The 12600-nt window shown below is 56.2% G+C and carries 21 protein-coding genes; 13 read left to right on the forward strand and 8 right to left on the reverse strand.

Annotation, left to right across the window (positions count from 1 at the left end; all coding sequences use genetic code 11):
- Nucleotides 1-3: 3 nt before the first annotated feature.
- Nucleotides 4-609 carry a hypothetical protein gene (locus tag ACM6J5_RS09280; protein ID WP_414928280.1) on the reverse strand — a complete coding sequence of 202 codons (606 nt, stop codon included), beginning with the start codon at nt 607-609 and terminating at the stop codon, nt 4-6.
- Between the two features lie 198 nt (nt 610-807).
- On the reverse strand, nt 808-963 hold the full coding sequence (locus ACM6J5_RS09285; protein WP_414928281.1) for a DUF2188 domain-containing protein: 156 nt from the start codon (nt 961-963) through the stop codon (nt 808-810).
- A 128-nt stretch (nt 964-1091) separates the two neighbouring features.
- On the opposite strand from ACM6J5_RS09285, the gene ACM6J5_RS09290 reads away from it, so the two are divergent.
- The gene (locus ACM6J5_RS09290; RefSeq protein ID WP_414928282.1) at nt 1092-1667 is read left to right on the forward strand and encodes a hypothetical protein; all 576 of its coding nucleotides are present in this window, start codon (nt 1092-1094) and stop codon (nt 1665-1667) included.
- A 48-nt stretch (nt 1668-1715) separates the two neighbouring features.
- Here the strand turns inward: ACM6J5_RS09290 and ACM6J5_RS09295 are convergent, their stop codons facing one another.
- The gene (locus ACM6J5_RS09295; RefSeq protein ID WP_414928283.1) at nt 1716-2033 is read right to left on the reverse strand and encodes a DUF1654 domain-containing protein; all 318 of its coding nucleotides are present in this window, start codon (nt 2031-2033) and stop codon (nt 1716-1718) included.
- A gap of 435 nt (nt 2034-2468) precedes the next feature.
- On the opposite strand from ACM6J5_RS09295, the gene ACM6J5_RS09300 reads away from it, so the two are divergent.
- The 10 genes from ACM6J5_RS09300 to ACM6J5_RS09345 all read left to right on the forward strand — a co-directional run bounded on the left by ACM6J5_RS09300 (nt 2469) and on the right by ACM6J5_RS09345 (nt 7968).
- The gene (locus ACM6J5_RS09300; RefSeq protein WP_414928284.1) at nt 2469-2741 is read left to right on the forward strand and encodes a hypothetical protein; all 273 of its coding nucleotides are present in this window, start codon (nt 2469-2471) and stop codon (nt 2739-2741) included.
- Nucleotides 2742-3317: 576 nt separating this feature from the next.
- Complete coding sequence (locus ACM6J5_RS09305) at nt 3318-3713, forward strand: hypothetical protein (RefSeq protein WP_414928285.1); 396 nt, start codon at nt 3318-3320, stop codon at nt 3711-3713.
- A complete protein-coding gene (locus ACM6J5_RS09310; protein WP_414928286.1) occupies nt 3713-3904 on the forward strand; it encodes a hypothetical protein in 192 nt (63 codons plus the stop codon). The genes ACM6J5_RS09305 and ACM6J5_RS09310 overlap by 1 nt, the downstream gene beginning before the upstream one ends.
- Nucleotides 3901-4095 (forward strand): hypothetical protein, encoded by a 195-nt coding sequence (locus ACM6J5_RS09315; RefSeq protein ID WP_414928287.1) that lies wholly within the window; start codon nt 3901-3903, stop codon nt 4093-4095. Before ACM6J5_RS09310 ends, ACM6J5_RS09315 begins: the two co-directional genes overlap by 4 nt.
- Entirely contained in the window at nt 4092-4319 is a 228-nt protein-coding gene (locus tag ACM6J5_RS09320; protein ID WP_414928288.1) for a hypothetical protein, read from the forward strand. The genes ACM6J5_RS09315 and ACM6J5_RS09320 overlap by 4 nt, the downstream gene beginning before the upstream one ends.
- Nucleotides 4320-4476: 157 nt before the next feature.
- Nucleotides 4477-5577: a hypothetical protein gene (locus ACM6J5_RS09325; RefSeq protein WP_414928289.1), complete on the forward strand. Its 1101-nt coding sequence runs from the start codon at nt 4477-4479 to the stop codon at nt 5575-5577.
- 7 nt (nt 5578-5584) lie between these two features.
- Complete coding sequence (locus ACM6J5_RS09330; protein ID WP_414928290.1) at nt 5585-6346, forward strand: ERF family protein; 762 nt, start codon at nt 5585-5587, stop codon at nt 6344-6346.
- Nucleotides 6347-6349: 3 nt separating this feature from the next.
- The gene (locus ACM6J5_RS09335) at nt 6350-6967 is read left to right on the forward strand and encodes a lambda exonuclease family protein (protein ID WP_414928291.1); all 618 of its coding nucleotides are present in this window, start codon (nt 6350-6352) and stop codon (nt 6965-6967) included.
- Nucleotides 6964-7557 carry a hypothetical protein gene (locus ACM6J5_RS09340; protein ID WP_414928292.1) on the forward strand — a complete coding sequence of 198 codons (594 nt, stop codon included), beginning with the start codon at nt 6964-6966 and terminating at the stop codon, nt 7555-7557. The genes ACM6J5_RS09335 and ACM6J5_RS09340 overlap by 4 nt, the downstream gene beginning before the upstream one ends.
- Nucleotides 7558-7626: 69 nt before the next feature.
- A complete protein-coding gene (locus ACM6J5_RS09345) occupies nt 7627-7968 on the forward strand; it encodes a hypothetical protein (protein WP_414928293.1) in 342 nt (113 codons plus the stop codon).
- Here the strand turns inward: ACM6J5_RS09345 and ACM6J5_RS09350 are convergent.
- Nucleotides 7946-8245, reverse strand: a complete 300-nt coding sequence (locus ACM6J5_RS09350; protein WP_414928294.1) for a hypothetical protein — start codon at nt 8243-8245, stop codon at nt 7946-7948. The two genes, ACM6J5_RS09345 and ACM6J5_RS09350, sit on opposite strands and share 23 nt — an antisense overlap.
- A gap of 114 nt (nt 8246-8359) precedes the next feature.
- On the reverse strand, nt 8360-9094 hold the full coding sequence (locus ACM6J5_RS09355) for a DUF5677 domain-containing protein (protein ID WP_414928295.1): 735 nt from the start codon (nt 9092-9094) through the stop codon (nt 8360-8362).
- A 382-nt stretch (nt 9095-9476) separates the two neighbouring features.
- Between ACM6J5_RS09355 and ACM6J5_RS09360 the strand changes: the two genes are divergently transcribed.
- Nucleotides 9477-10037, forward strand: coding sequence for a hypothetical protein (locus ACM6J5_RS09360; protein WP_414928296.1), 561 nt, complete (start codon nt 9477-9479; stop codon nt 10035-10037).
- On the opposite strand, the gene ACM6J5_RS09365 is transcribed toward ACM6J5_RS09360, so the two are convergent.
- Both ACM6J5_RS09365 and ACM6J5_RS09370 read right to left on the reverse strand, forming a co-directional pair.
- Complete coding sequence (locus ACM6J5_RS09365) at nt 10019-10219, reverse strand: hypothetical protein (RefSeq protein WP_414928297.1); 201 nt, start codon at nt 10217-10219, stop codon at nt 10019-10021. The two genes, ACM6J5_RS09360 and ACM6J5_RS09365, sit on opposite strands and share 19 nt — an antisense overlap.
- 75 nt (nt 10220-10294) lie before the next feature.
- The gene (locus ACM6J5_RS09370; RefSeq protein ID WP_414928298.1) at nt 10295-10456 is read right to left on the reverse strand and encodes a hypothetical protein; all 162 of its coding nucleotides are present in this window, start codon (nt 10454-10456) and stop codon (nt 10295-10297) included.
- Nucleotides 10457-10539: 83 nt separating this feature from the next.
- Here ACM6J5_RS09370 and ACM6J5_RS09375 point away from each other — a divergent pair, with 83 nt between their 5' ends.
- On the forward strand, nt 10540-11460 hold the full coding sequence (locus ACM6J5_RS09375; protein ID WP_414928299.1) for a DNA cytosine methyltransferase: 921 nt from the start codon (nt 10540-10542) through the stop codon (nt 11458-11460).
- A 136-nt stretch (nt 11461-11596) separates the two neighbouring features.
- Here the strand turns inward: ACM6J5_RS09375 and ACM6J5_RS09380 are convergent, their stop codons facing one another.
- A complete protein-coding gene (locus ACM6J5_RS09380) occupies nt 11597-12502 on the reverse strand; it encodes a hypothetical protein (RefSeq protein WP_414928300.1) in 906 nt (301 codons plus the stop codon).
- Nucleotides 12503-12600 lie beyond the last annotated feature (98 nt).

Genomic DNA, 12600 nt, shown 5'->3' on the forward strand with positions numbered 1-12600 from the left:
GACTCAGATCGTCGATGGATTGATACCGATCAATTTCAGCGACTGACGCAAGGAATCGTCCAGTTCGATTTCGCCTGTAGTTGAAGCCGCTTGGTTGATTCCGACTGTGCGATAGATAAGGGTTTTACCTGTCACCATCTGCCGCAGAATCTCCTTCGCTTTGTCACCGCCCGTGACAGTGTAGGGGCTCATCATTTTGTAAATACTGTCCATGCTTTGGGCCTGGGCCTTCTTGATCATCTCTGCTTGTTCGGCCGGCAACCCAAGCGCAATTTCCGGCGCCGCAGGGACCATTGAGATTGGTGTTTCCTGAGGGGTGATCGTCCACGCGTCGTTCTGATCAATCCTTAGCTGAATGGTGCCGACGGGGATTTTGAAACGGCCGCCTGACATAAGCCCCACATAGATTTCACCGCCCTCCTTCCTTACCACCGGATAAAACTTGAGCGAGCTGGTGATGATTGAAGTTCCTGCTGAATAGTCCCCGGTGGTCACCATGGTCGTGGTTTGGTCAGTAAACTTGTCCGTACTGCCAGTGGCTTTCCATACAGACCCTGCACACCCACTCAGCATCACGGTGGCGATAGCAAGAACAGCAATTCCTTTCATAACCTTCTCCAATGCAATAGTGGAACGACTTTAGCAGAGTCATTGGTTTTCGAATGCCAATCTCCACCTCGTCAATCGTGGCCCAACACTGTTTTTTTGTATCTGCCCCGTCATGCCTTCGTCACACCAGACAAGCACAATGCATTCAGCCAAAGGGATTTGGCCCTTCTACAGAGAGCCCGGCGTTTCTGGCCTTCCCTACCCCTTCGGCGACAACGCCTTTGCAGCCTCTACTGCGTCCTCTTCACGATCGAACGGACCAGCCAGGCGGTCATCGCTATTCGCCACCTCCCAGCCGTCGCCCACCTTCATGACGGTGTATCCATTGACCTTGTAGCTTTCGGGTGGCTTCATTGCAGGCGCTCCTTTGCGTAGTGGAGTTCACCGTATCCTGGCGCCCAGAACATCCCTCTGTACCTTCGGATCAATGGTGGCTGTGCGCCACGAATGGTAAAGTGCCAGCTCAATTACGGGAGGGGCCAATGAAAGGATTTGGAACTTTTGCGATGATCATCGGCATCTGCTGGCTGGTTTTCGCACTGAGCATGGATGTATCTGTCGCTACCGGCTCCGGTGGCAGAGTTAACAATCTAGGCCTTATGGCTGATCGCCAGGTGCACACCATCGTAGGCGGCATGATTACGCTGGCGGGATTGCTGATAGTTTTGCTCGGAGGTAAGCCTGTTGCAGTCCAGGGCCATGTCGAAACCGATGTTCGTCCCTGCCCTCTGTGTGCCGAATCCATTAAAAACGCTGCTGTGAAGTGCAAGCACTGCGGCGCCGATGTAGAGCCCGTCAAGCCTCCCCTCCTGAAGAACGGCTGGGTTGCTTCAACGGCCTGCCGCGACGCCGAGGAACAGGAGCGGACAATAAACTCGATTGCCGCGATTGGCCTGCCAGTGGTTTCGATGATCGGCTTGAGCGTCGGTGCAGGGCCATTCAAGACAAAGGATGAGGCCAAGAATGCCTTGGTACTGATGCGCGACGGCCCCAGACTATTCAGCCAAATAGTCTACAGGGACTCAGTCAGCGGCAAGTACCCGCCGATCACCGACTGAAAAACAATTAATTGCGGAGCCCGCCACTGAGCGGGCTTTTTTGCGTACTCAGAAAGGCGCGACCTCCTCCACCTCCAACGCATCCTCCACTTCGATCACGCGATTTTCTTCGGCCAGGGCCTCCCACCTCAGCGTCACCGACTCATCGTCGTTGAACGTCATATCTATGCCGTCCGTTTCGGATAGCAAGCCCATAACCTCCTCCCACTCCCTCTCCCCGTCCGTGTCCAAGCGGTGAATCGTTACCCAGCGCTGAATCTGTGCGACCGGGTGATTGATCATCGAGGAAACGCGCAGGCCGAGCCGCTCTATTCCGCTTATTTCTTTTTTTGCTTCCGGTTTTGACTGCTTCTTCGCCTTTGCCATTACATCCCCCTATAGCTGTATATATATCCAGTTGTTGCGGAGCATATATCACGACAGAAGAAAATAAATTAACCATCGGTATTGACGTTAAAATATACCGATGGTTAACTATATCCATTGCAGCGACGCACAGCCACTGCGAAGGGCCTCAAAGGGCCTGACCGCTCTTTACACAATCTGACGTGACCCAACGACTTACCGGCTTGCCGGTGGTGAGAAAGCTAAACAGTCGTCCATGCCAGCTCTGGAACTGGCCGGACTCCCTACAAGGTAGAACGCCAAACCATGCAAGCCAGCCGGCGAAGAACACCGAACACGAAATGTGTGACGCCGGCCAGGTGGGGAAACCGAGGCGCCGAGCATGGGGCGGACAACAGATTTCACTGGCTGGCCTTGGCGACAGGGCCAGACGGGAAATCAACCGGAGACAGCAGCATGGAAATCAACCAGCAGAAAACGGTGAAGGTCGATGTGACCGAGCTGCACCTGCACATCAAGGTGCGTGACGGCTTCGCGGCCGGCCTGAAGGATGCACAGGGCGAAGAAGTGGGCAGCTACGAAGGCTACGTGCCGGACTTCTTCCCGGGTGACCACTACGGCGATTACCTGATCCTCACCATCGATCTGGAATCCGGTCAGATCAAGAACTGGAGGAAGCCCACCGCTGGCGACATCGAAAAGATGCTCGCCCAGGGCGAAGACGACTGAACAACCAGCGCCACGTCAGCCTGACGAAAACTGCCCTATACCGGTGATGGTTGAGGTCCTGGGTGGTCAGGACGAAGCCGGTTAACCCACCCGATGCCTTGGTACTCCCCAGCACCAGGCCGCATCGGAGTGTGATCTGAGTACCGCCAGCCAGCGCGAGAGCAACGGCCGACAAACGTCATGCAGATCACACCCCAATGCGGACGAATTCTGCACCGCGCAACGCGGCCCCCTGCATTCTCACACCCACACAACACGGAGGATTGGCAGCCATGCACCAGTAAGCGATTCACCCGCGTGGCGCAGTAAGCCTGAAGGCTGCGCCCAACACCTGACAGGCAGCGGAAAGCAGGGCCGAGGATGTGACCGCGCATCAACCGGGGACCGGTAGGCCCAACCGAACGACATCGCACATTGCTGATGCTGCACACCCAGGCCGTCGCCAGTAGCGGGCCTGGGCAACTCTCCCCCGACACCACCCGCATGCACTTACTTCCGCGCCCAACGGCAACCAGCGGAATGGATGAGTGCAGCCGAGTTTTGTTGGATCAACACCCCGCCACTCTGGAGGCGACCATGAACGCAATCGCAGCAGCACAGTCCCGCTGGGACCACATAACCCCTTGCGATACCTCGGCGCGTGATGAGGCCGCAGACAATTGGTCCTACAACGCCGCAGAGCAACTGGTGCTGGGCTGTGACGTTGTGATTCGCACTCGCCGCCAGACGAAGGTCATCGGGTACGCGGAGTTTCTCGGCAAGATTCAGGCGCAGCTGAATCAGCGGCAGATCGACGGCGAGGACGACGAAGACCTCTTTGCTCAGTTGGTGGTCGCTGCGATCAAGGGCGGCAACGTCAGGGGCTTCGCGGAAAAGCTGCTCGGCCCGCACGTCCTTCAGGACATTGCCCTAGAGCTGATCGAACCTTGGTTTGATCTGGCCGTGGAGCAAGCCCGGGAGGATGTCGACTAATGAGCCCGCACATCCTCATCGACGAAGCGCTGGATAGTCTTGAGCATCCAGATAGCCCGCCCGGCAACAGCATTCTGGTTCAGCAGGTCATCACCAACCTGATGACGGACCAGTTGATCACCCTCGAAGAATTCAGCCACTACTGCCAGCGCCTGCTGAAGCAATGCAGGCAGCGCAAGGAGTTCGCATGAGTACGCCACCGGTAAAAACGCTGATCGACGAACAGCTCGACGACATCGAGCGGCGCATCGCCATTCTCGGCTTCGGCCTGCCCTTCAATGAAGTGATTGGCCGCCAGCGTGACGAGCTGGTCGCCAACTTGCCCCAGCGCCTGGCTGCGACCATGAAGGGCAGACGGATCGCGGTGAGGGTTCGGCCATGACCGCCGCACAACTTGCCGCGAAGGCAAAGCGCGAACGACGCCAAGAGCGCAACTACCGTAATGAGGCGGCCCAAGGACGAGATCCAGAAGGCCTCGATCTGGTCGGCGGTACGTGGATGGCTGAGTGCCGTTCGTGTGGGAATGACTACGTGGTTGATTGCGATGTTCGCGAGTTTCACCCCGACTACAGCTATTGCGGTGGTAGCGAGCGGTGCATCCCATGACCGACCACCAACGCGCCCGCCGCGCGCTCATCTGGCGCGGCTCATTCCCGGTCATCGCCATCTTCACCTTCCTGATGTTGCTCAGCGCTCTGGCTGATCGCGTCACTCAATAACTCACACCTTCGAACGCTGCGTGTATCGCGGCAAGGATTCTGTCGTGTCCGCAAATACCGAACTGGCCGTAGTGCCGCCGCAAGAAACCGCCCTCACCGTCTACAGCACCGAAAAGGGACTTGAGCCTTGGCTACAGAAGATCCGCACCGAGATCGACGGCTTCACGCCGGACATCAGCACCCGAAAGGGCCGCGATGCGATCGCCTCGATGGCCTACAAGGTCGCCCGCTCCAAGACTGCTCTGGACGACGTCGGCAAGAAGCTGGTCGCCGACCTGAAGGAAGTCCCGAAGAAGATCGACGCCGAGCGCAAGCGCGTCAGGGACACACTGGAAGCATGGCAGGAAGAGGTGCGCCGCCCGCTGAATGAATGGCAAGCCGCCGAGGACGCCCGGGTCGACAAGCACAACGATGCGATCGAGCACATCCGGTTGCTGACCGTAGATCTGGACGGCATCACCGCCGAAGACCTGGTCGACCGATTCGCACAGCTTGAAACGGTTGCCCTGGGAGACGACTGGGAAGAGTTCGAGCCGGAGGCTGCTCGCGCCAAGGACAAGGCAATGGGGGTGCTTCGCGCTGCCCTCGCCGCCCGCCAGCAGTACGAAGCCGAACAGGCTGAACTGGTCCGCCTGCGCGAAGAGAAGGAAGCCCGGGACAAGAAGGACAACGAGGACCGCATCGCCCGTGAAGCCGCTGAGCGTGCCACACGGGAGGCTGAGGAAAAGGCTCAGCGTGAGCGTGACGCTGAAGCTCAGCGCGTCCGTGACGAGCAGGCAGCCGCCGAGAAGCGCGAGAACGACCTGAAGTTGCAGACCGTTGAAGCAGAACGTCGCGCCGAGCAGGCAAAACGCGAGCAGCTTGAGGCAGAGCAGAAGGCTGAGCGTGACCGCCTGGAAGCGGTTGAGCGCCAGAAACAAGCCGTCGAGCAGGCGCGACTGGATGAAAAAGCCCGAGCGGACGCAGCAGCAGACGAAATCCTGCGCCAGGAGCGGCTGCGCGAGGCCGACAAGGAACACAAGAAGACCATCTGCCTCGCCGCACAGAAAGCCCTAATAGCTGGTGGCATTGATGAAGAAGTAGCGAAGGCCGTCATCATCCTGATTCACCAGCGCAAGATCCCCGCCATTTCAATTCAGTACTGAGGTCGCCATGAGCAATCTTGCAGTGACAGAAAAGGTTGAGCGAGTGCCGGCCGTGCAAACCGAATCGGCAACGATCATGTCGATCATTCAGCAGGTGGCTATGTCGCCAGATGCTGACATCGACAAGATGGAACGCTTGATGGCAATGCACGAACGCTATCAGGCGCAGCAAGCGAAACAGCAGTACGACGAAGCGCTGGCCCAGATGCAGGAGGAAATGCCTGTGATCGGCGAGCGCGGAGCAATCCGCGACAAATTCAAGAATGTCCAATCCACCTATGCGTTGTGGGAGGACATCAACGAAGAGATCAAACCCGTTCTCGCCAAGCACGGGTTTGGCTTGTCGTTCCGCATTCCACGCACCCAGGGTGGTGTTGAGGTCGAAGGCGTCCTCAGTCATCGTGCTGGTCACCGCGAGGTTACGTCGATCTTTCTGCCTGCGGATGTCAGCGGCAACAAGAATGCCGTCCAGGCCGTGGCCAGCTCAGTCAGTTACGGAAAACGGTACACCGCCGGCGCTTTGCTCAACTTCACCACCACCGGTGAAGACGATGACGGCCAAGGGGCAAACAAGAAACCTGACCCGCCAGCAGAGCCGGTCATCACCGCCGGCCAAGCCGCCCAGCTCGATGCGTTGCTGAAGAAATGCAGTCAGGTGCTGCAGGACAACTTCACGGTCAAGTACGGCTGTGCTGCCAACGTCTTCAAATCTGAGTTCGATGCTGTTCTCGCTCGCGTCACTAAATCAGCCAGCAGGCCTCAGGAGTAAGCTATGCAAATCATTACTGAAGTCCAGCAAGGCACGCCTGAATGGCTCGCCCTGCGCCTCGGCATCGTCACCTGTTCTGAACTGGATAGCCTGCTGGTGAATGGCAAAGGTGAAGCCGGGTTTGGCGCCGGCGCCTTCACCTACATGAACACCCTAATCGGTGAGCGCATCACCGGAGAGCTGGCCGACCCATTCACCGGCAATCGCCACACTGAGCGCGGCCATGAGTTGGAAGGCGCGGCGCGCATCCTGTACGAAGACCGCGAAGAGGTGAAAACCACCCAGGTCGGCATCATCCTCAACCATGGCATCGGTTACTCGCCCGACTCTCTGGTGCTCGAAGAAGGCCTGACAGAGATCAAAACCAAGTTGCCGAAGTTGCAGGTCGAAGTAATCCTCGGCGGCGAGATTCCAAAGGAGCACGTCGCACAGTGCCAGGGCGGGCTGTGGGTGTCGGAACGCGAGTGGATCGACTTCGTGTGCTACTGGCCCGGAATGCCATTGTTCATCAAGCGTGCCTACCGTGACGAAGTGATGATTCGCAAGTTGAGCGAGCGGGTGAAAACCTTCTACGAAATCCTCGACGAGCGCATGAACAAGGTCTTGGGGTTAGCAGCATGATCAGCAACCACCTCAGTCTGGTCGAAGCCCTTCGGCCGATATCCAACGAGCTGACGGCCCAGGTCGAGCAGTACCTGGCCGCTGGCGGCAAGATCGAAGAAGCCGCCCCCTACAACTACAAACCCAAGCCGATCAGCTACAGCAACCAGATGCCGCCGGCACCGAAGCCATTTGTTCGGCGCCGGGTTGACGCGACTCCCCCGCCACCAGATGCATTCGATGCCCGCCAGCAGGCGCGTGAAAGGTTGGTCGATCAAGTTCGTGGGTTGAGCAGCACGCATACCCAGGTGGAAGTTGCGGCGGCCGTCGGCGTCAGCAGGAAGTCTATCTACAACATCGCCAAAGAGCACGGCATCACATTCCAGCGCCCAACCCGGGGAGGCGCGAATGACGCGCTGCGCAAGGAGCAAGCAGATGCCAGAGACGCGAAATATGCCGAGCGGATCAGGGCTTTCATGGAACTGGGCATCACCCGGCGCCGGTGCTGCGGGAAGCTGGCCATCGGCAACAAAGCCTTCGAGCGAATCATTGCCGCCCACAGCATTGACTACCCGAAAGCGCGCCAAGGTAGTAATTCATGCGCCGCATAGCTCGCGTGCAACAGCGCAAACGACAGACCTGGTTAGACCTACCAGCCAGCGATTTAAAGGAGTGCAGCAATGGCAGCGGCGCAGAAAGATCGATCGGCAAAGACTGCGGCGAGGCGAAAGACTCGCGGCGAGGAGGAGTTGCGAATGCATGCCATGGCCGGCACCCGGCAAGCGCTGGCTGAATTAATGGCCTGGCACGGCATCGAGGAACAGGGCGAGGCAATGACGCTGATGATTCATCATCTTCATGCGTTAGGGCCTCAAAAGTCCGCGCCCCTGCTGACACCGCCGCGACACGTTATTGAGGTCTCCCAAAACGTGTCGCTGGCTTTTCACAGGAAGAGCCTGCTGATGCTTCAGCAGGATCCGGGAGATGAAATCTTACCGCCTAGCGCTCAACTTTCAGCGTGAGGGTAATCGACTCCGGCTCATCTTCTGGGGTTAGGTCAGGCATCTGGGTGATTACGTATCCACAGAGGCTTCCGCCAACCGAAAGGGTGATCTCAAACGATCCCTCTTTGAGTTCCTGACCATTATGACCGTAGGTCCCCTCTCGAAGGGTTACTTTGTACACATCAAGCTCGTCCGTATCCTCTAAAAAGAGTTCCTCTGGGCTTTGCTTGCGGTCGTAGATCGCCGTGCTCGATCCAGCACCTATGGTCAAATGATCGATCTTTTGCTTGCCCACAATTTCTCTCCTAGACCCGGCCACGTGCCGGGCCGAACACAAATACCCCATTTCAACGAATCACGCCAGCTGACGAAAGTCATAGAGTCTGCATAAAGATGCCAAGCCGAAACCTCATTCTTCAAAGATAAAATTCTCTCGCAGTCTGCTACTTGAAATATCTAGGCAAGTCTTCAAGATTCCGAGTGTAAATTCCAAGTGATATTCGCTTGGACCGGTAACGAGCACGGGCTCACCATCCCTGATCATGAGAGACGAGTCCATCGACCTAAAAGTAGCGTGACTAGCTACCGATGAAAGGCCGCGATACATGGTTTCGTAAAGAGGTATCAGGCCAGCAATACGGGCGGCATCAAAAGTCGAAAATCCTGCACTATCGCCTTCTGCTCGACTGATAACTTCGTTCAAGTCCTGAACATTTTTAGCCGTTAACCCTAATTCTGCTAGCGTTCTGATCATCGCTTCGGCTTGCTTCCTGTCTTCGATATCGCCAGCCCTACCCATGCGAGAAAACACCGTCGGATCATTGATCAGAGCTGCTGCATGAAACAGGGCCTCAACCGCAGAACGACCCAGCGTTTGGGCATCCACAACAAGCCCTCTTTCACAAAGTAGTATCGCCGCTTGGCAGCTTCTTACCGTTTTATGAAAAAAAACAAGTGATGCCATCATATGGGGCGCGTTTCGATCGGCACCAGCACCCATTACCAAAGTCTGAGCGACACCAGAAGCAGCCTCTGCCTCCTCGAAAAATTTTTGGTAGGTCGATTTCAGCTTCACTCTGACTACTTCAATCGTCGGAGATAAGAAGCCTTTCTCATTTAGGTCATCGACTGAGGCCTGATCCATATCCTGCTTTTCCTTGGCTTGCTATTGAGCCGCAATATCAAACACTACCACCAACTAGAATGCCACCACCGGTCACGGAGGGCGGTGCCATCCAGTTACTTGCTTGCGAAGCGAAGCATGATACCGCCCACACAAAGACCCGTAATTGCCTTGACGATGGCATACCCAGGCCCACCGCACTCGACGTAGCGGTATATCGAAGTGACCAGGAAAATGGTTGATACCATCAGGATGAAAATCGATATCCCGCACTGGACTCGAATTCTCTCTTTATTGCTATAGACGTACATCTAGCCTTCCCTGGGACTTCCGGTTCCAAGCACAACAATACCTTCCGCTGCGCATCCGGTCACGGAGGGCGGCGCCTGCAATGGAGATTGCCATGAGCAGCTACTTCTACAAAACCAACGCCGCGCCGGCGCTGGCCGCCATCGATGCATGGGACGCCAAGCGCGCCGAATTTGACCGCAAGCGCGAGGCGCTCAAGGACGTGTTCGGCGGCCCAGGCTCTCCGATGTATTCGGGCAGTGACAGCTATGTCGGCGGAGTGAAGATAAGCGATAGCCGGGATCTGGATGTGCATTGGCGGCGCCCGGACGAATACGGCTATCGCGCCCTGCGACATGCAGCCAAGCCAGAGAAAGGCGTCAAGAAAGAAGCGCGAGTTGCCTACAAGGCTGAACACGAGCGCCTGGTAGCACTGTGGCAAGAGCACTGCCCTGATCGCATCAGCAAGGATGACGTATGGAAAGCGATCGGCGTGGACTGGGGCAGCGTGTGGTTGAGTGGCGGCGTGTTTTTCAAGCATGAAGGCGTCGTTTATCTCAACCTCGGGTTCCAGCTAAAGGAAGGCGGCGAGCACATCGAAGGCGCCGCCGAGATTGTGGCAAGCGAGTTTGAAGCTGCACGCCTGCAGGTGCTGAATCAGCGCAAGGCCGCCTGACCCATCGCCTGTCGATGGACTGGCTCTGGCCCGTAGGCAAGATCACGCCACTGCGCGAGATCAGCAATCAGCCGAAGTCCTGCGCGAGCATCTGCCTCCAGCCTTTCAGGCGGAAGGCTGAGCAACCGAACAACCTCTTCACCGATCAGCCGAATCGCTTCCACATCGGTTTTTGTACTCATCGCAGCCACCGTCAGGTTTGCGCCAGGTGCAAATCATCATCCCAATTTACGAATCACGCCAGCCGGCGAGGATACTTAGTCATCTTCATCCTCCAGCCAGCCAACTCTTTGCCGGAGTTCTTTTACTTCATCCTTCAAGCTTTGGTAGTCACTTTTCAAGCCGTTTACGTGCTTCGCAACTCGAAAAAACTCATGCCAAACCAGACCGAACAGCGCGACTGATACCCACCATTCCATAAGCACCTCCGTCGGTAACAACACGACTGTAGCTGAAGCCCATCCACTCCACCGCCCGGGCATGCCCCGGCATAGGACGCCCCATGCCCACAGCAATCGATTTGTTCGCCGGTCTCGGCGGATGGTCTACCGGTGCACGCAATGCCGGTATCGAAGTTTTATGGGCCGCCAACCACTGGCCCGTTGCGGTTGAGTGGCACAGCGCCAATCACCCGGACGCCATTCACATCTGCCAGGACCTGCACCAGGCGGACTGGTCGAAGGTTCCGGCCCACGACATCATGCTGGCCTCGCCGTGCTGCCAAGGGCATTCGAAGGCGCGCGGTAAGAAGTCCGGGAACGCTCAGCACGACGCATCGCGTTCTACGGCTTGGGCGGTTGTGTCGGCTGCCGAGTTCCACCGGCCAGAAGTGGTGCTGGTCGAGAACGTCGAAGAATTCACGGACTGGGCTTTGTATCCAGCCTGGTCGCAGGCAATGGCAGCGCTCGGCTACATGATCGCGCCGCATGTCGTTGATTGCGCAGATCTCGGCGTACCACAACACCGCGTGCGCCTGTTTCTGGTTTGCACCCGAAGCAAGGCACCGCTGAACCTTCAACTTCACCAGCGCCGGCATGTGCCAGCCTCATCCTTCATCGATTTCGAAGCGGGCAAGTGGAGCCCGGTTGTGAAGCCGGGCCGGGCTGAATCGACCCTGCTCCGCGTGAAGAATGGCCGGGAGCGCTTCGGTGATCGTTTCATCATGCCCTATTACGGGTCCGGCTCTGGTCTGACTGGTCGCAGCCTAGAACGCCCAATTGGGACCATCACCACATTGGATCGGTGGGCCTTGGTGCGCGGGGATGAGATGCGGATGCTCTCGGCCAACGAGGCGCTTGCAGCCATGTCGTTTCCGGCCGACACGAAACGCCCGGACAATCATCGACTGACAATGCACATGGCCGGCAACGCGGTACCTCCTCTGGCCGGGCAGCGAGTGATCGAAGCGATGCTCGCCGCCTAACCCGCCCTCACCTATTGGACTGAACCAAACAAAAAAGGCACCCGCTAAGCAGGTGCCTCTCACCGGATTAAGCAGGGGTAGGGCCCCGCTCCGGCAGTTCAGTAATACCCCACTTCAACGAATCACGCCAGCACGCTTATCGTCGCTTCATCTCAGTGCGAGCGGCAATTTCTGGAACGCTCTCTGATGGAGATATAATCGTTTCAATGCTTATGTTTTTGTCGTCCTCATAAAATTTTCGAGAAATGCTGGCTATTGATTTCCCCGTGTGCCTGCTTTCTTGGATCATCTTATAGAGATCATCCCCATTGATCGTACCGTTAGCTGACATGATCATAGTTGAGAAGCCAAACCCTGCTTGCTCTTCATCTTCAGAAACAACCGTATTTTCAATAATTAACTCCGGATCAAGTTGCATAGCATCGGCCATACCAGCGCCATGCACTCCAAAATCGAAGTTAAAGCCAGGCTGCTCGCGAAGTTTGAAAGCAAACAAATCCATATCACTGAACGGCAAATGATAGTCGTTGAAATTTATAAACTGACGCCCATCAATCCTCATCTGAAAGTGATAATGCGGAAAGTTTGAGTGTGCGCCGCCGTGCCCGGAAAGGTCATTAGCTGAGCAATCAAAGGTCCATTCGATGCCTTTCCACCGAATTGTTGAGCTTAAAAACTTCCCCTTTGGCGCCTCGTCTTCTAAATCATTTATGTTCGCTAATGGTTTTTCCTCGTTAGCGCACCATCGCAAATAAGCTGCGACTTGAACATATCCAAATTTACTAGCGATTAAATTGATATCTTTTGGCTTAAACTTCCCAAGCCTCAGCAACCAATGTAAACAGGGATCATCTTTACTTAAAGTTTTAAAATCCTTTCCGCAGAGATAGCACTCACCCTGCTGATAACCATTACGAAACCTGGCATGCTGTTCACGATGCTCTTCATCATTCTCAGCCTGCAATCGCTGAAGATCATTATCAGTCATAGAGTCAAAATGTGTTTTTGCTTTTTCAACGGCGCGATCAAAGTCAACTGGCATTTAAAACTCCTACTAACACGACGGCCACCCAGATAATTTACCCCTATCCTGAGCTTCTGATTCCTCAGCTTCAAGCAGTTGCTTATTTAATTGTGGCT

This window comes from Pseudomonas sp. IT-P74, from assembly GCF_949768175.1.
Lineage (GTDB): Bacteria > Pseudomonadota > Gammaproteobacteria > Pseudomonadales > Pseudomonadaceae > Aquipseudomonas.